This is a genomic window from Burkholderia sp. PU8-34, assembly GCF_053427725.1.
The window spans coordinates 185,186-207,452 of sequence record NZ_JBSAXC010000011.1; the positions used below are offsets into that span (position 1 = coordinate 185,186).

The 22,267-nt window shown below is 56.6% G+C and carries 17 protein-coding genes; 12 read left to right on the forward strand and 5 right to left on the reverse strand.

Going from position 1 to position 22,267, the window contains the following annotated elements:
* Nucleotides 1-722: 722 nt before the first annotated feature.
* Both ACV22Z_RS24740 and ACV22Z_RS24745 read right to left on the reverse strand, forming a co-directional pair.
* The gene (locus ACV22Z_RS24740; RefSeq protein ID WP_448078905.1) at nucleotides 723-1,403 is read right to left on the reverse strand and encodes a glutathione S-transferase family protein; all 681 of its coding nucleotides are present in this window, start codon (nucleotides 1,401-1,403) and stop codon (nucleotides 723-725) included.
* 29 nt (nucleotides 1,404-1,432) lie between these two features.
* Nucleotides 1,433-2,440, reverse strand: coding sequence for a glutathione S-transferase family protein (locus ACV22Z_RS24745; protein WP_448078906.1), 1,008 nt, complete (start codon nucleotides 2,438-2,440; stop codon nucleotides 1,433-1,435).
* A 209-nt stretch (nucleotides 2,441-2,649) separates the two neighbouring features.
* Here ACV22Z_RS24745 and ACV22Z_RS24750 point away from each other — a divergent pair, with 209 nt between their 5' ends.
* Nucleotides 2,650-3,567, forward strand: coding sequence for a LysR family transcriptional regulator (locus ACV22Z_RS24750; protein ID WP_448078907.1), 918 nt, complete (start codon nucleotides 2,650-2,652; stop codon nucleotides 3,565-3,567).
* 178 nt (nucleotides 3,568-3,745) lie between these two features.
* Here ACV22Z_RS24750 and ACV22Z_RS24755 read toward each other — a convergent pair whose 3' ends face one another.
* Together ACV22Z_RS24755 and ACV22Z_RS24760 are read right to left on the reverse strand one after the other, a co-directional pair.
* Entirely contained in the window at nucleotides 3,746-4,369 is a 624-nt protein-coding gene (locus ACV22Z_RS24755; protein ID WP_448078908.1) for a flavodoxin family protein, read from the reverse strand.
* Nucleotides 4,370-4,681: 312 nt separating this feature from the next.
* Nucleotides 4,682-5,596 (reverse strand): LysR family transcriptional regulator, encoded by a 915-nt coding sequence (locus ACV22Z_RS24760; RefSeq protein WP_448078909.1) that lies wholly within the window; start codon nucleotides 5,594-5,596, stop codon nucleotides 4,682-4,684.
* Between the two features lie 137 nt (nucleotides 5,597-5,733).
* On the opposite strand from ACV22Z_RS24760, the gene ACV22Z_RS24765 reads away from it, so the two are divergent.
* From ACV22Z_RS24765 to ACV22Z_RS24790, 6 genes are all read left to right on the forward strand, one after another.
* Nucleotides 5,734-6,498 carry an SDR family oxidoreductase gene (locus tag ACV22Z_RS24765; protein ID WP_448078910.1) on the forward strand — a complete coding sequence of 255 codons (765 nt, stop codon included), beginning with the start codon at nucleotides 5,734-5,736 and terminating at the stop codon, nucleotides 6,496-6,498.
* A 379-nt stretch (nucleotides 6,499-6,877) separates the two neighbouring features.
* Nucleotides 6,878-7,315, forward strand: coding sequence for a VOC family protein (locus ACV22Z_RS24770; RefSeq protein WP_448078911.1), 438 nt, complete (start codon nucleotides 6,878-6,880; stop codon nucleotides 7,313-7,315).
* 85 nt (nucleotides 7,316-7,400) lie between these two features.
* Nucleotides 7,401-8,447, forward strand: coding sequence for an alpha/beta fold hydrolase (locus tag ACV22Z_RS24775; protein WP_448078912.1), 1,047 nt, complete (start codon nucleotides 7,401-7,403; stop codon nucleotides 8,445-8,447).
* Between the two features lie 712 nt (nucleotides 8,448-9,159).
* The gene (locus ACV22Z_RS24780; protein WP_448078913.1) at nucleotides 9,160-10,152 is read left to right on the forward strand and encodes a MurR/RpiR family transcriptional regulator; all 993 of its coding nucleotides are present in this window, start codon (nucleotides 9,160-9,162) and stop codon (nucleotides 10,150-10,152) included.
* Between the two features lie 107 nt (nucleotides 10,153-10,259).
* Nucleotides 10,260-11,828 carry a peptide MFS transporter gene (locus tag ACV22Z_RS24785; RefSeq protein ID WP_448078914.1) on the forward strand — a complete coding sequence of 523 codons (1,569 nt, stop codon included), beginning with the start codon at nucleotides 10,260-10,262 and terminating at the stop codon, nucleotides 11,826-11,828.
* A 31-nt stretch (nucleotides 11,829-11,859) separates the two neighbouring features.
* A complete protein-coding gene (locus tag ACV22Z_RS24790) occupies nucleotides 11,860-12,834 on the forward strand; it encodes an isoaspartyl peptidase/L-asparaginase family protein (protein ID WP_448078915.1) in 975 nt (324 codons plus the stop codon).
* A 337-nt stretch (nucleotides 12,835-13,171) separates the two neighbouring features.
* Here the strand turns inward: ACV22Z_RS24790 and ACV22Z_RS24795 are convergent, their stop codons facing one another.
* The gene (locus ACV22Z_RS24795; RefSeq protein ID WP_448078916.1) at nucleotides 13,172-15,265 is read right to left on the reverse strand and encodes a putative bifunctional diguanylate cyclase/phosphodiesterase; all 2,094 of its coding nucleotides are present in this window, start codon (nucleotides 15,263-15,265) and stop codon (nucleotides 13,172-13,174) included.
* 731 nt (nucleotides 15,266-15,996) lie between these two features.
* Here ACV22Z_RS24795 and ACV22Z_RS24800 point away from each other — a divergent pair.
* Genes ACV22Z_RS24800 through ACV22Z_RS24820 form a run of 5 tightly spaced genes read left to right on the forward strand, consistent with a single transcriptional unit; the run spans nucleotide 15,997 to nucleotide 21,989 of the window.
* Complete coding sequence (locus tag ACV22Z_RS24800; RefSeq protein WP_448078917.1) at nucleotides 15,997-17,082, forward strand: porin; 1,086 nt, start codon at nucleotides 15,997-15,999, stop codon at nucleotides 17,080-17,082.
* 54 nt (nucleotides 17,083-17,136) lie between these two features.
* A complete protein-coding gene (locus tag ACV22Z_RS24805) occupies nucleotides 17,137-18,867 on the forward strand; it encodes a thiamine pyrophosphate-binding protein (RefSeq protein WP_448078918.1) in 1,731 nt (576 codons plus the stop codon).
* Nucleotide 18,868: 1 nt separating this feature from the next.
* Nucleotides 18,869-19,669: an SDR family NAD(P)-dependent oxidoreductase gene (locus tag ACV22Z_RS24810; RefSeq protein ID WP_448078919.1), complete on the forward strand. Its 801-nt coding sequence runs from the start codon at nucleotides 18,869-18,871 to the stop codon at nucleotides 19,667-19,669.
* An 11-nt stretch (nucleotides 19,670-19,680) separates the two neighbouring features.
* Nucleotides 19,681-20,628 carry a zinc-dependent alcohol dehydrogenase gene (locus ACV22Z_RS24815; protein WP_448078920.1) on the forward strand — a complete coding sequence of 316 codons (948 nt, stop codon included), beginning with the start codon at nucleotides 19,681-19,683 and terminating at the stop codon, nucleotides 20,626-20,628.
* 23 nt (nucleotides 20,629-20,651) lie between these two features.
* Nucleotides 20,652-21,989 carry an MFS transporter gene (locus ACV22Z_RS24820; RefSeq protein ID WP_448078921.1) on the forward strand — a complete coding sequence of 446 codons (1,338 nt, stop codon included), beginning with the start codon at nucleotides 20,652-20,654 and terminating at the stop codon, nucleotides 21,987-21,989.
* Nucleotides 21,990-22,267: the final 278 nt, after the last annotated feature.

A 22,267-nucleotide genomic window follows, 5' to 3' on the forward strand; every position in this document is an offset into this window, starting at 1 on the left:
TTTGTCGCGCGCTGGAGCAAGGAGGCCGGTGACGGACAACACGAGGCGATACCGGAATGTTTATGGTTTGTCACGTGGCCACGGTCTAAAACGCCCGACCCGAAGCCACAACACCATCCTCGATTTGTGTACCCAATGCTAACGGAGGTCAATGCTCGGCGGGTCACACAGAATGTTCGAGTAAATTGGGGGTGTCGTTACCTCGCGGTGGAAGCAAGAAACACCGGCTTCGCTAAGTATTGTTCGCCAACTCGCCGACTGCGCCCAATAGAAGCCGCGCTTTTCATGTTCGGTTACGCAGTGGGCGAGCACGCAGCCGGATAAGCCTGCTGAAGGACGCTAGGGAAGGGGGGCGTCGACATGCTGTTCGCAGCGTGGTCAGCCGTTCAATGTCAGTTGTATCGCGCATCGGTGACTGCAGTCCGGTGGTGCGACAGTCGGGTGCTAAAGGAGTAACGGGTGTAAAGCACTCTGCTAGCAGCTGCGAGCTATTGCGTGGTGGATGCGTTGGAACTGCGTCGCACAATACGCATCTTCGGCAGCCAGTGGAATTTTGCTGGCAGGGTGGTGAGTGACTGAGTCACCCGTGTATGGGTCATGCCGTGCAGACGTTCGAATCAAAGTGGCCCCGCACAAACGCCATAGGCGACTTGAGCGGAACCAGATGTGAACTGCCTAGTGTCGGCCCGTACCCGCCTAACAGAGGCACGGGACAATGACACTTACGCAGTCGGCTCGTTCTGCGGGAACAGCGAGCGGCGAGTTTCTTCGTCGAAATCCGCCTTCAGAGTGAGCTTTTCCTTGAGCGCTTGTGCGCGAGCTGCAGAAGGTCGCTGCGAGATTTCATCGACCACGCGTTTCACCGACGGGTAGTCGGTCAGGCCCTTTTCACCAAGGATGTAGCCGGCGAAATTCGCCCAGCCCCAGAGCGCCATGTCCGCAATCGTATATTCGTCGCCCGCAAGGTACGGCGATTTGGCAAGACGCGCGTCGAGGACGCGATAGTGGCGCTCCACTTCCTTCAGGTATCGATTCTGCGCATACGGGAGAGTTTCCGGCGCATGGTGAAGGAAGTGAACTGCTTGGCCCGAGAACGGAGAGAGGCCCGTCGCAATGAAGAGCAGCCACGAAAGCATTTCTGCCTGTTGAGACGCAGTGGTCGGCACGAACTTGCCATGCTTTGCGCTAAGGTGCAGGAGGATGGCGTGCGAATCGAATACCGCGATCCCGTCTTCGACGATAGCCGGTACTTTGGCGTTCGGGTTGATCTTCAGGAACTCGGGTTTGTGCTGTTCGCCCTTGAAAGTGTCCACGCCGATGAGCTCGAACGGCACTTGCAGTTCCTCGAGCAGCAGTGCGACCTTCATCGGGTTCGGGGACGGGTGAAAGTAAAACTGGAGCATGATATTTCCTAGTAGAAAGGTGCAGCAGGTTAAAGCGACGAAGTAAGGTGATTTGGCGATGCGAGCTGCCCCCGGTGATGCGGTTCCCAAAAATCAACAACGGGGCCGGCGGGTACGACGCCGGTCGGGTTCACCGAGCGGTGGCTTTCGTAGTAGTGACGCTTAATGTGAGAAAAATCGACCGTCTCCGCGATACCGGGAATCTGGTAGATATCCCTGGTGTATGCGGAAAGATGCGGATAGTCGGCAATCCGCCACAGATTGCACTTGAAGTGTCCGACATACACTGCGTCGAAGCGGATCAGGGTGGTAAAGAGACGAATGTCCGCTTCAGTAAGCGCATTACCCACCAGAAAGCGCTGCGTTGCAAGTCGTTCCTCGAGCCAATCGAGTGTCTCGAACAGCGGCAAGACGGCTTCTTCGTACGCCGCTTGCGTCGTGGCGAAGCCAGCCTTGTACACGCCGTTGTTCAGTGTGTGGTAGACGCGATCATTAACTTCGTTGATCTCGTCGCGCAGCTCGACGGGGTAGAAGTCGCCGGGTTTTGCCCCAAGATCATCGAAAGCCGAGTTAAACATCCGGATAATTTCGGAAGACTCGTTGCTGACAATTGTCGCGCGGTGTTTGTCCCAGAGGATGGGAACCGTGACACGTCCCGTGTAAAGGGGATCCGCTGCAGTGTAGACCTCGCGCAGAAAGCGGGATCCATTGATGGTATCGGGCACAACGCCGGGGCCGTCGGCGAAGGTCCAACCGTCTTCGAGCATCAACCAGTGCACGGTTGATACGCTGATCAAGTCTTCCAATCCCTTGAGGGCTCGTACGATGAGTGTGCGATGAGCCCAAGGACAAGCAAGGCCTACATAAAGGTGATAGCGGCCCGGTTCGGCTTTGAACCCGGCTGCGCCGCTTGGGCCGGCTGAGCCATCAGTAGTGACCCAGTTGCGGAATGCGGCATCCTTGCGCACGAATCGACCACCGGTGGATGCGGTGTCGTACCAGCGATCCTGCCAGATGCCATTCACCAAAAGTCCCATGTCTATCCTCTCATCGAAACGGAGTCGGAGAAATAACGCGCAGCAGAGACACCTTTCCCTGCCGTGTGCGGCTGAAGCGCTTTCTCTGGGTGGGGCTACCAGGGCCCGTACCTTCCTCGCGGCGCTTTTGAGTCGGTGAGAGAATCATGGACTGTTACCGAGAATTTGCCGTACGATTCCATCGAAGAGCTTATTCGATGAGGTCGAACATGTTGTCGGAAGATGAATTGGCATTGCTGAACGCGATTCGGGACACGGGAAGCCTGAACCGGGCCGCAGCGCGGCTGAATAAGGCTCCGTCCACGGTTTCGCATGCCGCGCGGCAACTGGAGGCGCGTTTTGACGCGTTGTTGTTTGATCGACGGCGATACCGTCTTCAGCTCACGCCGGCCGGACAGTTATTGGCGGACGAGGCCGCGCGGCTGATGCAGGATGTATCGCGATTGACGCAGCGGGTGCGGCAGATTGCGAACGGCTGGGAGGATCGTTTATGGATTGTGACCGACGATATTATCGAGTTCGAACTCGTGATGCCGGTGATACGTGCGTTTGATGCACTGGAATCGGGGGTCAAGCTGCGAGTGACAAATGAGGTATTGAGTGGCACTTGGGAGGCGCTGCGCGATGGGCGTGCAGATCTGATCATTGGCGCGACCAACGAACCGCCTGCTATACCAGGGTTGCAATGGTTCGAACTCGGAGTAATCGAATGGGTGTTTGCTGTGGCGCCCCGTCATCCGCTTGCGGTAGAAAAGGGGCGGCTCAAGCGCGAAACCATTCTGGCGCATCGATCAATTGCCGTGGCCGATTCGTCGCGCCTTACCCCAGGCCGAGCGTACGGGGTAGTCGGTGGTCAGACCTCGCTCGCTGTGCCCAGTATGCGCGCCAAGATTGTGGCTCAACGTGACGGGTTGGGGGTAGGCTGGTTGCCGAAGCATCGAGTAAGTTCGCTTTTGAAGCGCGGCGAACTTGTGGAAATGGAAACAGCAGACCCTCGCGAGCCTAATGTTATGTATGTCGCTTGGCGTGGCGATCATGTTGGCCGTGCACTGCAATGGTGGATCGAGCAACTGCGACAACCGCGTCTCGCAGAGCGGTTAGTGCAAGGCGTTGACATGTTTGCCTGATTGGCAAGAGGAGCGTCAACAGTATGAGTGAACCCGTCCATCGGTTTCGGAATCGACGTGGGAGCGAATCGATGGATAGAAAGGTGGCCCTTGCGTGGCGGGCGAGGGAACTTGCCGGGTGGGCGGTTTACTGGGCTGCACGCTGCGGCACGCAGCCCTGCGCTCTTTGATGCGTGGATTACGCCAGAGCGTTGGCCGAAGCCAAGGTGTTCCGACCAATCGCTAGCAGTCGCGCTACTTGGGCGACTCGGGCACCGAGAAACTCGGCGGTGCGCAGATCAGCGGCCGGAGGTACAACCTCGGCCGGCAGGTCCGCGTCCGATTGTGCTGCAGCGCCAATAAAGTACCCGTGTCGGTTCAACGTATCCTCCGTTGTATTGGACGCATTGTGCCCCGGAGGAAGGCCAAGATTGACCCAATGCATGCGGTGCTGAGCCGCGAAGATGGCGAGTTGCTGCAGCGTCGCAAGCTTGTCGCCGGACCGCGACGCAGCGTTCGTGAAGCCAGCTGCAACCTTATCTGACCACTTTGCACCCTTTGCGAACACATGGCGTGACGTTGAGTCCATGAACGTTTTGAACTGTGCGGAGGCGCTGCCCATGTATGTTGGGGTTCCAAAAATGATGCCATCGACATCCTCAAGGGCATCCCAGTAGATATCGATTTCATCGACGCTAACAAGCAGACTTTCGACGCCTTCGACACTCTCGATACCTCGAGCAACTGCCTGTGCTTGCTTCGCCGTGTGACCATAACCACTGTGGTAGACGACCGCGACGCGATTTCCGTTAACTGCACTCATGATGTTCTCCAAATCGTAAAAGGAAAAACCGGGCTGACAATGAGGAGGATTGTGGACCGGGTCGCCGCGTTTGATGTACGAAGTGTCGGACGTTGATATGCGAATGCCTCGAACAACTGCGGGCGGATCGCGCTGCGCCATATTGCGCGGAGCCAGGTCAATTCAACATACATGGAGTCTTCGTCACTATTGGCGTGAGCGGCAGGTGCTCGAACAGCGTCAACGAATCCCTGTAGGTAACGCTGTGGTGCCAAAAAAAGGCCCCGCCGCTGCATGTATTCAAGCGGGGGGTAACGTTAGGCCGCAATCAGGCTATTTCTTATCACGATCCCAGGGAGGGACTCCGCCGAGCATCTCGACAAGGAAGTCAATCATCACACGAACCTTTGCTCCGAGATGTCGACGGCTGGGGTAAATCGCGAGCACATCGATGTCCGGCAAACGAAAATCACGAAGCAAAGGCACCAGTCGACCTGCCTGTATGTCGTCCCCAATGAGGAAGGTCGGTTGCCAGATTACACCGGCGCCTGCAAGAGCCGCTGCACGCGCAGTGTCACCGTTGTCCGTGTGTATACGACAAGTAACCCTTACACCGTGGAGCTTCCCATCTCTATCGACAAACTGCCAATCGTCGCCGGTCGAGGCATAGGTGTAACCGATACAGTGGTGGTTGGCCAGTTCATCTGGTGACTGGGGGTATCCGTGCCGCTCTAAGTAGTCCGGTGAAGCGCACAGGATGTTGGTTGATGTTGCAAGCTTGCGCGCGACATGATCCGTGGACCCGGCGCGTGATATCCGGATGGCAAGATCGCAGCCTTCATCGAGAATGTCGATGATTCTATCGGTGAGTGAAACCTCGAGCTCCACTCTCGGATATCGTCGTACAAATTCGGCCCATAGCGGGGCCAGGTGAAGTATGCCGAAAGTGACAGGAGCGTTGATGCGCAATCTGCCTCGAGGCTCGCCCGACATCGAAGAGAGCAACTCTTCCGTCTCCGTTAATTCATCTAAGATTTGCCTGCTTCGTTCGTACAGAATTTCCCCGCTCGTTGTGAGGGAAAGCTTGCGTGTTGTCCGGTTCAGGAGGCGTGTGCCGAGATGGTCCTCCAATTCATTGATGTAGCGCGTGACGTTTGCCGGAGATGTCGCAAGCGCGTCAGCGGCGCGTCTCAAGCTGCCACGACTTATCACCGTCACGAAAACTTCCAGAGCACGCAGTCTGTCCATGAACACGCCTCCGGATATTCAGAGAAACTGAATAGTGCTCGAACATTTTGCATATTCTAACCGCTTCCCCTAGCACGTATAGTCCTCTCCACTGGCTGAGGCGTGATGCAGCGGCCGACGAACTCAAGGAGAGTCAGATGCAACGTTTGTCAGGGAAAGTCGCGATCATCACTGGCGCTAGTGGTGGGATTGGCCGCGCAACTGCAAAGCTGTTTGCGAAAGAAGGGGCCAAACTTGTCTTGGCAGCTAGGCGTCAGGCTGAACTCGAAGCCCTGGCAGCCGAAATCGCTGCCGAAGGCGGCGAAGCGGCTTCTTTGGCAGGAGATGTTCAATCGGAGGAATATGCGAAGGCCCTCGTGGCGCTTGCAGTCAGCCGTTATGGCCGCTTGGATATCGCGTTCAACAACGCCGGAACGCTTGGCGAAATGGGGCCGACCACGGGGGTATCGGAAGGCGGTTGGTCGGAGACGCTTTCGACTAATCTGACCAGTGCCTTCCTGGGCGCAAAGCACCAAATTCCCGAGATGCTGAAGCAGGGCGGTGGCTCTATTATCTTTACGTCGACCTTCGTTGGCTACACGTTCGCCTTCCCTGGCGTCGCAGCCTATGCAGCGAGCAAATCTGGTCTGATTGGACTGACGCAGGCGCTGGCAGCAGAGTTCGGCGCACAAGGCGCACGGGTGAATGCGATCCTGCCCGGGGCGGTCGATACGGACATGTATCGAGGCATGAACAATACGCCGGAGTCTCAGGCCTTCGTGACGAACCTGCATGCACTTAAGCGAGTGGCGAAACCAGACGAACTCGCCCGTTCGGTTCTTTATCTCGCGTCGGACGACTCGTCGTTTGTGACAGGGACGGCTTCGCTGGTTGACGGTGGCGCATCCATTACCCGCACGTAATATCAGCGTACAAGGGCAGTCCACGGCATCACAAATTATCACGATGTCCGGGGCTTGCCTAACACCGTCATACCGTCCTTATGTCCACACTGGCCTTGACCAGGATGGTCCAGTGCAGCATCTTTTTGGTCGCTGAGCGCCACATCGCGATGTAGATGATAATCGCATGCTTACGTCAACCGCGTGAGTCTGAACTGTATGTGCTCCGCGCGTGAGCGGCGTCTCATGTCCGATGACACGCGAGGCATTGCTCTGATTCGCATTGTCAATCGATTTCGACTCTCGGTATCTGTTCCATGGCAACCGTCCAAAACGTGGCGGTTGTCGTGCCAGACCCGTCCCACAACGCTTGTCTCTTGTCAGCTAGGAGAGTATTTCCGTGTATCAGGCACATCTACCGCCAAAGCCCGTATCCGGGTTTCGATTGTCGAACTTCGCTCTGGCAGTCAATGATCTGGATGCGATGATCCGTTGGTATACGACAGTGTTTGACTTCACTATGGTCGAGCGAGGTCGTTTCGACGCAGTTGGAGCCGAGTATGCAATGGTTGAAGCCAGCGGGCTTCGAATTGAACTGGTCTCTCGCCCGGGAGCACTGAAACGCCCGGTCGACCGCACGCCGCCGCCCGATCACCTTGGGGTACTTGGCTGGAAGGCATTGGTACTGGAAACCGACGATCTGCCCGGGATGAGCGCCTTGTTGGCGGAACACCGCGTAGAAACCGTTTGGGTAGACCAGCAACTCGCCGAGGGGTTGAGGTCAACGATGATCCGCGACCCGGAGGGGAATCTTATCAACATCTTTGGTGCAAACTGAGCCAAATCATTCGTTGACTATGGTCACGACTGGGACACGTTCCGTTTCTCATTTGTCGGGCGCACACTTTTTGGTACGTACTTCTATGTCTCGAACTCGCTCGTCGCTCGCCGCGTTGGCATTATGCGCGATCGGCGCAATTTCGCAATTGTCTTTCGGCGCATCGGCGCCGTCCACCGCCGATGAGACTGTTTACGGCGCGGAACTTGAGGGCTTCATGTATCCCGCCCCGGTTCACATGTTTGATTTTGCGTCCCAAGGCGAATCGTTGCACATGGCCTACATGGACGTAAAGCCGGAACATCCGAACGGTCAGACTGTTGTGCTGCTACACGGCAAGAATTTCTGTGCAGCAACCTGGGATGGAACGATTCGGACGTTGTCAACCGCTGGCTATCGCGTCATTGCGCCTGATCAGATTGGTTTCTGCAAATCGAGCAAGCCACCGCACTACCAATACAGCTTCCAGCAACTTGCGCGCAATACTCATGCATTACTCGAATCAATCGGTGTATCCAATGCCACCATCATGGGACATTCCACGGGCGGCATGCTCGCGATCCGCTATGCACTGATGTATCCGTCGGAGACGCGACAGCTCATACTCGTGAACCCGATAGGCCTCGAAGACTGGAAGGCTAAGGGCGTGCCATCGTTGTCGGTTGACCAATGGTACCAACGTGAACTGGCGACAAGTGCGGATCGAATTCGCCGCTACGAACGATCAACATATTATGCTGGACAATGGCGTGACGATTTCGAGCCGTGGGTTCAGATGCTCGCGGGGATGTACCGTGGACCGGACAAGAACATCGTGGCGTGGAATTCTGCTCTCCTCTACGACATGATCTATACGCAGCCCGTCGTTTACGAACTCGGCCAGCTCACTATGCCCGTGCTGCTGATGGTTGGCGACAAGGATACCACTGCAATCGCCAAGGACGCGGCGCCGCCGGAGGTGCGAGCGAAGATCGGTAACTATCCGCAACTCGCAAAGCTAACCAAAGCGGCAGTTCCTCATATTTCTGTAGTCGAGTTTCCGGAGCTCGGGCACGCACCGCAGATCCAGGACCCGAGTGCATTCCATACTGCTCTGCTTAAGGGGCTAGCGCCCGGTTCGATACCTCATTGAATCCAAGCGCCCTCGCGTTCGATCGGGTTGACAAGCTAGGTTGACAATCCTTGTTGAGGAGGGGGGGCGGAAAATAGACCGCGTGCGCTCCATCGATCTAAGTTGAAGTTCGAGGTATTCGAATGCCATTGACGACGATGTCGCATATATAACGCCGATTCGGACGCCAAGCGTAGCATCTCCTTTACCCGTTCAAGCACTTGCTTCACACTCGCAAGTCCGACAGCGAGGTGTCAACCTCGATGGTCAGGCACTCGCGCGTGTAGTCGTCGACTACGTTCAGGCATCGAAACTACCGACCATGGGCCAGCCCGTCGGAAAGTCCATCGACCAGCTCTTATTCGGGTCCGTCGGTAACGGCAGCGGCGTACTTTCGACAGCCGCAATACGCTTGCGAACGCTCAATCCTGCCTTGCTGTACAGCGGCCAGATGCGCTTGTGGTCGGCCAGCCAGCCCTCCCGTTGCAAGCAGCACGTGAATTCGACGCTAGCCTAGCGGCGCTTCTTCTCGGCGATTCGTGCCGCGTGGTCCTGCGGCCCGCCGCCTTAATGCATCGCGAATCAGAGAAATCGCAACTGCATCGACCCTGAACGAGAGATTAGGGTACCTACGGGCACATTTCGATCGGGACCCAGCCTAAATTTGTACGATGAATCGGCGTGCGACGCAATTCCTTCGTCGTTCATGAATATATATTTTCACTGAAGATTGATGTTGAAAATATATATTCGCGCAGGCATACTGCGAGCATTCCGTCACCCATGCCCCGCCTGCCCGATTGTGAGCGCAACCAAACTGCACGGCGCGATCGAGCGCATTCACTACGCATCTACCACGGCGTCCGACGCGTTGAAGCCCGTCGCGCGCTGGCTGGCGTCTCATTCGCTCGATGCGGCGACACTGACGATCGAGGAGGTTGCGCAAGCCTGCGGAGGTTCCGTCGCGAGCGTAAATCGTTTCGCCAAGCACGCCGGATATCGCGGATTTTCGGAATTGAAGTCAGAACTGGCCGCAGTCGTGCGGCAAGCGCTGCAACCGGTGGAGAAATTGGAAGCTCCCAGCCAGCAGGAAGGAATCGGCGCATGGCTGGGCGACCACCAACGCAACCTTGCTGCATTGGGTTCGTCGCTTCAGCAGGAGCGGTTGACCGAGGTAGTGACGCGCATTGTTGCGAGTAATGCAGTGTATTGCCTTGGGTTGGGTCTGAGCACGTACTTGACCGGACTACTGGCAGATACATTGATGCCGTATCACCGGCACGTCGTGTGTGCTGCCGGCGGCGGCGGTAGTGAGCAAGCAGCCCGACACGTGGCGCACATTGGCGCAGGCGACACGCTGATCGCGATCTCTCTGCCTCGGTATTCGCGCGATACGGTTGAACTCGCGCGATTCGCCCGCGAACGCGGTGCCTTCGTCGTCGCCTTGACCGATAACCCCACCGCGCCGCTCGCCGCAACGGCCGATATCGTCTTGTTGGCGCCTGCCGAGCATCGCGTGCTGTCGTCGAGTTCGGTAGCGATGGTCGCGCTCATCGAAACGTTGACATCGGAAGTGCTGAAAGCGACACCGCAGACCAAAGCAATGGCGGTCGCGCTATCTCAGACGGTGTTGCCGTATCTCGTATTTGATACCGCGCCATCGATGCAACCAAAGGCTGCCGCCAACACGAGTCGCCGCAGTAAGACCAAGACCGTCATTCGATAGCGTGACGGTTGCGTACTGACGCACCTCACAGAATTAGCAACCAATAGCGACCTGGATCATTGGTGCCTCCAATAGTTTCAGCAGTCGAGAAGTCGTGGAGACTAGAAATGAACAGTAACTTCGATAGCGCTGTCAGCTCATCGGGCCAGCACATCCGGGATACAGCGGGTCTCGCAGGACATCCGCGCGGACTCACTACGTTGTTCTTCACCGAGATGTGGGAGCGGTTCAGCTTCTATGGCATGAGAGCCATTCTCGTGCTGTACATGGTCGCTGCTCCTGGCCTTGGCGGGCTGGGCTACGATACACCCCATGCGACGGCGATCTACGGCACCTATTCGATGGCCGCATTCCTGCTGTCGCTCCCGGGAGGCATTATCGCGGACCAATGGCTCGGCACGCGCCGCTCGGTATTGATCGGCGGCATCATCATCGCGGCCGGGCACTTCACCATGGCTATCCCAGCCGTCTCGACCTTCTTTGTTGGCCTCGTGCTCGTCGCATGCGGGACGGGCCTGCTCAAGCCAAACGTGAGCGCACTGGTCGGCGGCCTTTACTCGCAAGATGACGAGCGCCGTGACAGCGGGTTCTCGCTCTTCTACATGGGAATCAATATCGGCGCGTTCCTGGCGCCGCTCGTCTGCGGCTTTCTCGCGGAAGCGGAGCCTTTCAAGAACGTGCTGCGCTCGTTCGGCGTCGACCCGGTCAATTGCTGGCACTTCGGTTTTGCAGCGGCAGGTGTCGGCATGTTGCTCGGTCTCGTCGTCTTTTGGTCGCAACGCGACCGTCTCGAGCACGTCGGCGACCGGCTCACGGCGAAGCTCGCACCGTCGGTGCAGAAGCGGCAAGGCAGTGCGCTGCAGAAGACGGTCTACGCCGCGCTTGGCGCGTTCACCATCATCGGCACGTTGTTCGCTGGAAACAACTGGCAGAACGTGCTGCCGTTCCTATTGGCGTTCGATGCCTTTGTGCTTGTCGTCATGATGGGACTGCAGGAGCAACTGACCGGAGCCGAGTGGAAGCGCCTCGCCGTGATGGGTATCTATTTCGTCGTGACGATTGCGTTCTGGTCCGCTTACGAGCAGAAAGGCTCGAGCTTGAGTCTGTTCGCGAAGGAAATGGTGCAGCGAAACATCGGCAGCTTCATCGTACCGGCGGCGTGGTTCCAGTCGTTGACCGCCCTGTACGTAATCCTGCTCGCGCCCGTGTTCGCGGCGCTTTGGGTGCGGCTCGGCCGTCGTCAACCGTCGAGCCTCGCGAAGCTCGCGCTCGCGCCGCTGCTGATTGGTTTCGGCTATGCCGCGTTCGCGCTGTTGTGCTCATCGCTAAATGTCGGCGCGAAGATCAATCCGCTCTGGCTTGCTGGCCTGTTCCTCTTCGAGGTATTCGGCGAGCTGTGCCTGAGCCCGATCGGCCTGAACCTTGTCACGAAGCTCGCGCCCGTCAAGCTTGTCGGATTGATGATGGGGCTTTGGTTTTTCGGCAGCTCGTTCGGCTACAAGCTTGCCGGTTATTTCGCGGGTTTTTACGTGCCCCAACCGGCTCGGCTGACGTTGCTTTATGGCGGCATTGCCGGAGGGCTCTTCGCCGTTGCGGCGTTACTGTTCCTAATGTTGCCGATGATGAGAAAGCTCGTCGGGGACGAATCGGCGAAGGCCACAACGCACACGCATTGACGATCGAACGGAATACTGCAGGAAATTGGAAATGGCAAAGCACATCCTCGCAATCCATGGTGGCGCTGGGACGCTGCAGCGTGGCGTGATGACGCTGGAGCAGGAGGCGGCGCATTGTGCCGCGCTCGAAGATGCGCTCGCGGCAGGCCATGAAGTTCTGAAAGCCGGCGGATCGGGCGTCGACGCCGTCGTGGCCGCCGTCGTATTGCTGGAGAATTGCCCGCTGTTCAATGCGGGGCGCGGCTCCGTGTTCACGCACGCGGGCACCCACGAAATGGATGCGGCAGTCATGGAAGGGCATACCGGACGCGCAGGCTCGGTGGCCGGCGTGTCGCGCATCCGGAATCCCGTCGAGGCGGCGCGGCGTGTGATGGATCGGTCCACGCACGTGTTGCTCTCGGGCGTAGGAGCCGAGCAATTCGCCGCCGACGAAGGCCTCGCGTTCGAGTCGCCTGACTACTTCTACACCGATTTCCGTTGGCAACAACTGCTCGCCGTGCGCAATACCGGACGCGAATTGCTCGATCATGACGGTACGACCCTGCTTGGCCAGCAGGCGTCGTCCGACACGAGTCGGCTTATCAATGGCGAGCACAAGTTTGGCACCGTCGGTGCCGTCGCGCTCGACGCATACGGCCACCTGGCCGCCGCGACGTCCACCGGCGGCTTGACGAACAAGCGCCATGGACGCATCGGCGATTCGCCACTCATCGGATGCGGCACTTTTGCCGACACGCGCGTGGCCGTGTCGGCGACGGGCACGGGAGAGGCATTCATCCGCGCTGTGGCGGCCCATGATGTCGCCGCACGAGTGAAGTATGGGCTTGAGACAATCAATGAAGCGGCTCGCGCCGTAATAGATATCGCGATTCCGCAACAACGTGGGAGTGGTGGGCTTATTGCCATCGATGCCGAGGGGCAGGTTGCGATGGTGTTCAATACGGAGGGGATGTATCGCGGCGTGGTTCGGAGTGACGGCACGCCGCACGTCGATATCTACCGGTAAATCAATTCGGGAGGTACGGCGCAGAAGGCCGAGCGTAGCTCCACGCCAAAGACTTGCTTGGCACAGGCTCACGCGTCAGTGGCGCGTGCCTGTCTTAGCGCCCGGCAAATAACCTGCACATAGCTAGTCGTTACCTGCTGGAGTAAAGGAATGAATATCGCGATTCCACCAATTGTTATAGCGATGTTTCGATATCTAGGCGCACGCCCGAGACTAAATATCGGTATGGCCCCATGCTAGGGGCACTAGGTAAGCGAACTTCGCGTCGATTCCTTGTCGAACTGCTGGGTCCGTTTGCCCATCGCGATGCATACGGAATGGTTCTACATTACGGCGCCTAACGATGAGCCGCTAAGAGCTCCTCGAATTCGGATAGTGGCAGCGGCATGGCATAAAGATAGCCTTGCGCGACTTCACAGCCATATGACCGAATCATATGCTCCTGCTCATGCGTTTCGATTCCTTCGGCGACCACTTCGAGATTGAGTGCGCTCGCAAGTGAAATTATCGCTGAAACTAGCGTCGCAGAATGAGGATCGGTAACAATGTCGTGGACGAAGGAACGGTCGATTTTTATGCAACGCACAGGAATGCGTTTAAGGTAAGCGAGTGCAGCGTGTCGAGTTCCGAAATCATCGATGGTCAACATGATTCCAAGTGAGGCGATCATTTTAAGTGCCTCTTGGATGTCGATACAATCCTCAAGTAAGAGTTGTTCAGTAATCTCTAGCTCAAGCCATTCAGGGGCGCAGCCGGTCTCGACTAGAGTATCTCGCATCACGGTCGCAATGCGATTCATTTTGAACTGTTTCGCCGATGCGTTCACAGCAATGCGAAGTGGGAATTTTCTGGCCTGATTTAGGTGTAACGCTACAAGGCTCGCAGATCGAATCGCCCATGCCCCGATGTCGGCAATCAGACCTGTGTCCTCGGCAATGTCGATGAATCGGCTTGGCATCAGCAACCCATGCGACGGACTGCGCCAACGTAACAGAGCTTCGGCGCCGATTATTTCACCGGTGGATAGGCAGACTTTGGGCTGATAGAACAATTCAAGCTCCCTCCGTTTTATCGCGCCACGGAGCAATGACTCGAGTTCTAGTCTTTCGGCTGCTTGCGCTGTGAGTTCGGAAGAGTAAAAGGCGAATTGGCCTCGTCCTTTGGATTTCGCGCAATACATCGCGGCATCTGCGTGCTGCAACAAGTCCGTCTCGCTTTTGTTATCGATCGGGAAGGTGGTTATTCCGATACTCGTACTAGTAAATACTTCTCGGCCGTTTAGTATGAATGGCGCATCGAAGGTCGAGAGTAGTTTCTTTGCGAGGAATGTGAGATTGTTGGTGTCACCCACTCGCGGTAGCAGGATCGCAAACTCGTCGCCCCCGAGCCGGGCAACCGTATCCTCGACGCGTAGAGCGGCCCGCAATCGATGGGCGACCTCACGAATTAGCATATCGCCGATCGCGTGACCTAACGTGTCGTTGACATTCTTGAAACGATCTAGATCGAGCAGCATGAGGCCATGAACGGCGCACCCGTGCAGCGACTCAGAGACGGCGTCGTGAAGTACGTGATTGAAGCGTTGGCGATTCGGTAATCCTGTCATCGGGTCGATATATGCAAGCGTGTACATTTGATCGCGGCTGCGCGCGATATGAGTCACGTCTCGACCAACAGCCAATACAGAGACGACGTTTCCGTCATGATCTTTCTCGGGAGACATTCGAATAAGATGATAGATTTGCGTGCCCGCGTCGCTACTAAATCTCAGTTCAACGTTTGTTCCGTTTCCGTGCTCGATCACCTCCCGCAGTCGCTCTTCGTATTTGAGCATTGCTATGCCCCCGGGGCACTCCGAGGGAGTGCGTCCAAGCCATTCCTGTTGTGACATGCCAACTGCTGCCTCAAGGGAAGGATTGATATATCGGCGCCGACACGCGCGATCGTAGCGAACAATGCTATCTGGCGAGTTTTCTACTAACGTTCGAAAAAACGATTCATCAGCAGCCATTGATTCGAGCTCCAGTTTTTCATTGCTTATGTCACAAACTATCGCCAATACACTGTTCGCGAGTGAATATTCGTTGGCCCCAGGCATCATGCGAACGCTATACCAGCGAATTTCTCCTTTATTTATTTCACATCTCGCCTCGAAACTGCACGGCGTACCGAACTTACTCGTAGACAGTAGAGCGTCCAGCCACTTGGGTGCGTTGGAGCGTGTGAGCCATGGCGCGCTCGGCAGGTCACCTAACGTCCCTCCGGCGAGTTCGATATAGGCGAGATTCGCATAAATGGGCATGCAGCAGCGTACGTAACAAGCGAGAGCTATGGGTAACCGATTCGTCAGTGCGCGGAAATCGCACACCTCGAAATGATCTCGTGTCGAACCCCGGTGAGCTTCACTGATTTCGGTGCGCTGCTCGTCCATACGATTCCTTCCGGAACTGAGTCGATTTAGTCCCCTGCTCGGAGTTGCTGAGCTTGTCTCGTGGTTGCCAAACCGTAGCAATCGGACTTCGAAATGATATGTCTTAAAAGGCACGTTGTTCAAGTTCGATTGACTTGCAATCTGCTCGAGCGTTGTATGGCGAGTGTGTCGTCGAGGCTGTCGGTAACTACGTGCACGCTCATGGTGCGGCCCTTGGCGTGGGTGTACTTCAACTTTTAAGAGAAATTGGTGCGATTGCCGCCTTTCAGATACCGGGTGTAAACGCGTCGTATGGATTGGAATGTAGCCGATAGCGTTGAGGAGGCGGTGATGCGAAAAAGTATGCAAAAAGATTATATTGATTCGTTGAGTGTATTAATGATATTTGTGAGCGGATTGATGCGGAGTGGGAATTGCAGGTGTGCATAACGTTTACCCGGGTTAGAGGGTGTTAAAGCAGCCAACGCACCGAATGCTCAAGAGTCTTTAGTCAAATCATCAAGCACCGGCCGGCTTGGCGTCTGGCGACATTTGCAATCCGCGATCGGCTTCCGCTCGTCTGTCGACTGAAGACGGACTGCTCCCTGAAATCCCCTCGTCTGGTGGAAACCCCCATATACCTCGATCTTCATGTATCTTTAAAGTAAAGATACGCGAACATCGAGATTGATTTGGCGGGGGAATTTCGACGGTAGATGCAGGGCTAAATGCATTTGAGGAGACGGGAAGCAATGAAACTACAGCGAGGTATGGCGCGCGTTGCCTGTTTTGCGACGAGCATCGCAGGTCTGGGAACAGTCGCGCATGCGCAAAGCAGCCTCACCATATACGGCATTACTGACGCGAGCATTCTCTATTCATCACACAGCACGGGAACCAAGGCGAAGCAATTTTCGTTCGCAGATGGCGGGTGGTCGCCCGACATTTTCGGGCTGAAAGGCTCAGAGGATCTCGGCGGCGGTCTGAAGGCCCAATTCGATCTGCAGTCGGGCATTGGATTGGGCACGGGCGCATTCAAGTTCAGCAACGGCGGGATGTTTGGGCGCCAAGCGTGGGTTGGTGTTAGTTCGAACAATATAGGAACTGTGAAGGCCGGTCTGCAATTCTCCCCTTTTTTTCAGTCGATCTCGGGAACGGATCCGCGTGGTTTCGCGCAATTTGCAAGTGGTCTGATTGCGTATGCGGATAACATTGGCCAAACCGGCGTTTTCAGCAGTAACACTGTCTCATACACGAGCCCATCGATCGCGGGCGTCCAGGTGAGTGGCGCTTATGCGCTGGGTGGGGTAGCTGGCGAGTTCGCTAATGGGCGCCAGTACTCGGGGCGGTTGTTGTACGACATGAATGGGCTTCAGATCAACGCTGCGTTCCTCAAGAGCGAAGGCGGGAACAACCCCTCCGTTCCGGCAGCCACTAACTTGCCCGTCTGGGGAAGAATGGTAGGCGCTTCGTACACGATTGGTTCATTGACGATGCGAGCCGCATTCATGAGTTTTAAGCGCGGAAACCAACATGTGCTCGGGAACACCAACGTATATGGCGCAGGCGGGTGGTACTACTTGACGCCATTTTGGCTGGCAAACGCCGGCGTCTGGTTCTCTCGCGACCAGAACAACGGCGCTAATCATTCCATCCTAGCGGGCGTAGGGATGCAGTATCTCCTCAGTAAGCGCACAAGCCTGTATACGCAAGTGGGTTGGGTTCGGAATCATGGGGTTATGGGTACCGGGCTCGCGGTGAGCGGTACCAACAACATCGCCGGACTACCGGCGGGCACTGCCGAAGCAGTCAACATCGGTATCAAGCACACGTTCTGATCACGTGCGTAATCTAAATAACCTTATGTTTTAAATATTTCGTGGAGCTAAGTTATGTCGAATGTTAATGGCGGACATGTTCTGATTCGTTCTATGCAGGCCATGGGTGTGAAGACAATATTCACATTGCATGGAGGGCACCTGGATTCGGCACTCCATGCCGCAGTAAAGGCCGGAATCAAACTAGTCGATACGAGGCATGAACAAGCCGCTGGGCTCGCGGCAATGGGATGGGCGCGGGTGACAGGAGATGTTGGCGTAGTGATGGTAACCGCTGGCGGCGGCGTCACAAATGTCGTGACCGCCGTAGCGAATGCCTTCGCGGATTGTGTTGGGATGGTCATTATCGGTGGTGCACCGCCGCTGCGCGACTATGACTCCCTCCCGGTGAACAGTGGGTATGATCAGTTAACCGTGATGGCTGGTATTACCAAGTGGGCTCATCGGGTCACTCATATCGAGCAACTTCCGGAGTTGGTCGCTCGAGCTTTTCACATTGCACGTGAAGGACGGCCGGGGCCCGTTTATTTGGATTTGCCAAGCGATGTTCTTTTTGCGTTGGTCAATGAGGACACCGTTTCTTATCCGAAATATGGTAGGAAGATTGCGCCGCCGGCGCCCGCGTCGTATGCCGTCGAGCAGGCATTGCAGCTGTTGCGCCAGGCAAAGCGGCCGGTTATTTTGGCGGGCGGCGGCGTCGTGTATTCCGGTGCGGCGACCTTGCTGCAGCAGTTTGTCGAACGATCCGGGATTCCCATTTTGACTAACAACAAGTCACGCGGGACGCTTCCGACGGATCATCCGCTTTGGGGACGTGGCTTCAGTTCTATTGCTGCTAACGCAGCGAGAGGAGGTGGCCAGCCGGACGTCGTAATGTTGCTTGGGGCGCGGTTGGGCATTTACACGGGCGGTCGCCGTACTTCGCTGATTCCCACCGATGCGACGGTAATCCAAGTCGATATCAAGGCAGAGGAGATTGGCCGGCTTCGCGAGATCGACCTGGGCATTACAGCAGACTGCCGGGAAATGCTCATCGGGCTGATCCAGCACGACGATCTCTCGCCGTGGCCCGATCGCTCTGAATGGTCAAAGTCGCTTGTGCCGGCGACCCCGAGCAAGCGGAACAACGAAGATGTTTCTCAGGATACCTTGCCGACGCCTGCAGTTGCTGCTGCCGTCATTGCCGCATCGGTTCCTTCCAATGCAATCCTTGTTACCGACGGTGGCGAAACGCCCGCGTGGTTGGATGCGGTCGCGCCTAGTCTTTCTCCAAACCGCTGGCTCGGGCACGGATATCTGGGGCTGTGCGGTGAAGGTATGCCGCTGGCCGTTGGTGCACAAGTTGCGAAGCCGGAATCGCGCGTCATTTGCTTTACCGGTGACGGGTCGGTGGGTTTCAACTTCGCAGAGTTCGACACTATGGTGCGGCACAACTTGCCGATCGTTGTAATCGTCAATAACGATGCGCAATGGGGCATGTCGGCGCACGGCCAAGACCTCGCATTTGGCGCGGGAAATCGTATGGTGTCGGAGCTATTGCGAACGCGTTACGACCAAGCGGCAGCAGGTTTTGGCGCGTATGGCGAGTTTGTGGAGCGCTTGGAAGATCTTGGACCTGCTATCGAGAGGGCGCTTGAGTCACGCAGGCCGGCGTGCATCAACGTCGCGACGGATGCTACGGCTATCGCACCGGTAACCCGGCGTTTGCTTGGCCTGGCTGCTGAAGGGCTTGTTGGGCCGAATGGCAAAGCACGTGTTCCCTACGCCGACATTCTGGAGATCTGACATGGAACAATCGAAGCGTTTGACTGGCCGGGTCGCTCTGATTACGGGGGGCGCGTCCGGCATGGGGTTCGCGAGTGCTCGTCGCTTGGTGAGCGAAGGTGCCTCCGTAGTGATTGTGGACCAGAATGAAGCCAATGCACATGCGGCGGCCAAAGAAATTGGTGCGAGCGCGACTGCATTCTGCGCTGACGTAACTGATGAAGCTGGTATGGCTGCTGCCGTCGAGCATGCTGTGCATGTGTTTGGCCGTCTAGACATTGGAATTAACGCCGCAGGCATCGGTGCGATGGTGCCGATCGTGGAGCAATCGCTGGAGCAGTTTCGTCGCATCCAGGACATCAATCTTGCCGGTGTATTCATTGCCTGCAAGACCCAGGCTCGACAAATGATTGCTCAGGGCAGCGGCGGAGTAATTGCCAATTTTGCCTCGACCAACGCCCAGCAGCCCGCAGAAGGTCTCGGTGCGTATTGCGCAGCCAAGGCAGGTGTCGTCATGTTGACACAGGTGGCAGCGATGGAATTGGCTGAACACGGTATCCGCGTTGTCGGCATTGGACCGGGGCTCACTAGTACTCCGATGGTTGATCGTCTATTGGCGATTCCTGGGGCTCGTGAGGCGTTTGTCGAAAATATCCTGATGAAACGCCCTGGCAGGCCTGACGAGCTTGCGGCGGCCGTTGCTTTCCTCGTGTCCGATGACGCCTCGTATATCACGGGGAGTACGTTGTACGTGGAAGGCGGCGCGCTTACACTGCGCTACCCCGAGTTCAGCAAACGACGCCCTGTTAATAAAGCCGCATGAGGGATAAAAAAATGAAAGCAATCATTTACGCCGGTGGGTCCGACACAGCACTCGTCGATATCAATCTGCCGGAGGCAAAGGCAGATGAGGTACTTGTCGACGTCGTACGAGCGGGTATCTGTGGTACCGATATCGGTGCGCTTGCACGCGGCCGTCCAAAACTGAATCCAGGAGTTGTACTGGGTCACGAGTTTGTTGGGCGACGCATCGATGACGGTACGTTAGTGGTAGGCAACCCAATCGTGGGCTGCATGCAATGTGAAGTTTGCGCAAAGGGTACGACTCATTTGTGCATGAATCGTGCCGTATTGGGCGTGCATCGAGCTGGAGCATTTGCCGAGCGTATTGCGGTGCCGGCTCGTAACCTCGTGTCGGCGGATGGCCTTACAGCGGCCCAAGCCGCGCTGGCCGATCCTTTGGCTACTGCGTTGCACGCTTGGCGTTTGGCTCCGCAGGGGAGCACTAGGGTTGCGGTTTTGGGCGCAGGCGCGATTGGGTTGTGCGCGATTGCGGTGCTTAAAGCGGCCGGGGTTGCGGAGATTATCGTGACCGATGTCGTCGGTGAGCGCCTCGAGTACGCGATGGCGTTAGGAGCTACGTCCGTCGGAAACCAGCCCGCCGGTACCTTTGATTGCATTCTCGATGCCGTCGGCACCGATGAAACCCGCAAGCAGGCGGTCGGCTTGTTGCGACCAGGTGGAACCGCAGTGTTGATCGGCTTGCACGCCGAACTCCTTTCTGTGCCGGCGGGCTTGATCATTGGTGGGGAGCGCGTCGTGCGAGGCGCGTTCGCATATACCGAAGCTGAGTTTGTTGAAGCGACCCGTATGGCAGCAGGTCTCGACACGTCCTGGGTGCGTGAAGTGCCTATGGATAGCGCGGTCGACACATTGTCAACGATGGTTTCCGGTCGGGCTGCGCCACGCGATGTCAAGGTGCATATCGAAATCGGCCGCTGATTGGACATGAGGAGAATTGAACAATGACGACGTCGATTTCGTCGGAAGTTGAAGCGATACCTTCTACTATCGAGGATGGCTTCGCATACGGGCAGAGTCGCGCTTGGTCCATGGTGGCGATCCTGGCGCTGATGATCCTGCTATCATTCATCGACCGTTACTCCCTGACGGTGTTGGTTGGCCCTATCAAGCATGACCTCCATTTAACGGATACGCAGATCGGCCTGTTGCTGGGCACGGCGTTTGGGGTTTTCTATAGCAGTGTTGGTTTGCCGTTCGGATATCTGATCGACAACTATAATCGACGAAATTTGCTGATCGCTGGAGTCGTGATTTGGTCGACAATGACCGTTCTCAGCGGTTTTGCTCACGACGCCACGGTCCTATTTGTCGGGCGTATGGGCGTTGGATTCGGCGAGGCCGTGCTGACGCCAGCCGCATATTCGTTGATCAAGGACACCTTCCCAGAAAATCGGCGAGGCCGAGCATACGGTGTCTATTTATTTGGCTCATCGATTGGAACGGGAGCGGCACTCGTTGTTGCCGGCTCGTTGTCCAATATGTTTGATGGAATGAATCACGGACAGTTCCCGGTGCTAGCTGGATTCTCGACGTGGCAGTATGTCTTGATGGTAATCGGTGCGGCAGGTTTCCCGATTGCGGCACTCGGTTTGATGATCCGTGAGCCGGCGCGGCGTCCCGCCGCCGTAGGTGAATCACCTCGAATCGCCGACGTACTGAGACATGCCAATGCGAAGCGTCGGATTTACTTCCCGCTGTTTGCAGTGTATGCAGTCTGGGGAATTTGTATCTATTCATACGGCGCTTGGGTCCCCACGGCAATCTCACGCGTATGGCAGGTGCCAGCGACGGTCGTTGGTCCAAAGTATGGTTTTATTACGATGTGTCTCGCACCGCTCGCCGCCGTTTTGTTTTCGCCCTATTTCGATCGCCTTGCGAAGGACGGTCATGCGAACAAAATCCCACTATATGCAGGAATGGCATGCATGGTGGTGGCGGTACCGACGGCAGTAGCTCCCCTTGCACTTTGGCCGTCCATCACGTGGGTCTGTCTTGGAACGACGATTTTCGCCTCAATGGGCGTGCAACTCGCACTTGCCGTCATTCTGGCCCAAATTGCGCCTGGGCGAATGATAGGGAAGATGTCTGCGATGTGTTTCCTTTGCTTGAATCTCGTGGGCCTCGGAGTCGGACCGTCGATGGTTGCGTCGTTTGGAAGTCGGCTCGGGAGCGCGCCTAGTGCTATTGGCGAGGCGCTGTCCATGACGGCCGGTACATGCTGGGTCCTCGTTGGTCTGCTGCTCGTGATGGTATGGACTGGCATGCAAAGAAGTCGATAGATTAGTTTGGCATTGGTGTTTTTGTACTTAAAACGAAGGTTAGGTGAGCGAAAATTCTGTCCTATATGGGAACCGGGATGGTGTAGAGTTTTCGCTCGCCATGGGAGATACATTGCGCCGCGCAGAGCTATAAAAATCGTTGCCTCGTGAGTTTTATCGCGCAAGGTGACGAATCTGATAAATCATCCGGCAAGCCATCCCATGCCAATCGACCAGAAGCACTCGATCAGTAGCGAATGTGCTACACGTAAGAAAGGGCGGCCACTGCAGCCTATGGC

Bases quoted from the DNA above. Each gene is read 5' to 3' on its own strand.
- ACV22Z_RS24740 (WP_448078905.1), bottom strand. From the start codon at position 1,403: ATGCTCCAGTTTTACTTTCACCCGTCCCCGAACCCGATGAAGGTCGCA.
- ACV22Z_RS24745 (WP_448078906.1), bottom strand. From the start codon at position 2,440: ATGGGACTTTTGGTGAATGGCATCTGGCAGGATCGCTGGTACGACACC.
- ACV22Z_RS24750 (WP_448078907.1), top strand. From the start codon at position 2,650: ATGTTGTCGGAAGATGAATTGGCATTGCTGAACGCGATTCGGGACACG.
- ACV22Z_RS24755 (WP_448078908.1), bottom strand. From the start codon at position 4,369: ATGAGTGCAGTTAACGGAAATCGCGTCGCGGTCGTCTACCACAGTGGT.
- ACV22Z_RS24760 (WP_448078909.1), bottom strand. From the start codon at position 5,596: ATGGACAGACTGCGTGCTCTGGAAGTTTTCGTGACGGTGATAAGTCGT.
- ACV22Z_RS24765 (WP_448078910.1), top strand. From the start codon at position 5,734: ATGCAACGTTTGTCAGGGAAAGTCGCGATCATCACTGGCGCTAGTGGT.
- ACV22Z_RS24775 (WP_448078912.1), top strand. From the start codon at position 7,401: ATGTCTCGAACTCGCTCGTCGCTCGCCGCGTTGGCATTATGCGCGATC.
- ACV22Z_RS24780 (WP_448078913.1), top strand. From the start codon at position 9,160: ATGTTGAAAATATATATTCGCGCAGGCATACTGCGAGCATTCCGTCAC.
- ACV22Z_RS24785 (WP_448078914.1), top strand. From the start codon at position 10,260: ATGAACAGTAACTTCGATAGCGCTGTCAGCTCATCGGGCCAGCACATC.
- ACV22Z_RS24790 (WP_448078915.1), top strand. From the start codon at position 11,860: ATGGCAAAGCACATCCTCGCAATCCATGGTGGCGCTGGGACGCTGCAG.
- ACV22Z_RS24795 (WP_448078916.1), bottom strand. From the start codon at position 15,265: ATGGACGAGCAGCGCACCGAAATCAGTGAAGCTCACCGGGGTTCGACA.
- ACV22Z_RS24800 (WP_448078917.1), top strand. From the start codon at position 15,997: ATGAAACTACAGCGAGGTATGGCGCGCGTTGCCTGTTTTGCGACGAGC.
- ACV22Z_RS24805 (WP_448078918.1), top strand. From the start codon at position 17,137: ATGTCGAATGTTAATGGCGGACATGTTCTGATTCGTTCTATGCAGGCC.
- ACV22Z_RS24810 (WP_448078919.1), top strand. From the start codon at position 18,869: ATGGAACAATCGAAGCGTTTGACTGGCCGGGTCGCTCTGATTACGGGG.
- ACV22Z_RS24815 (WP_448078920.1), top strand. From the start codon at position 19,681: ATGAAAGCAATCATTTACGCCGGTGGGTCCGACACAGCACTCGTCGAT.
- ACV22Z_RS24820 (WP_448078921.1), top strand. From the start codon at position 20,652: ATGACGACGTCGATTTCGTCGGAAGTTGAAGCGATACCTTCTACTATC.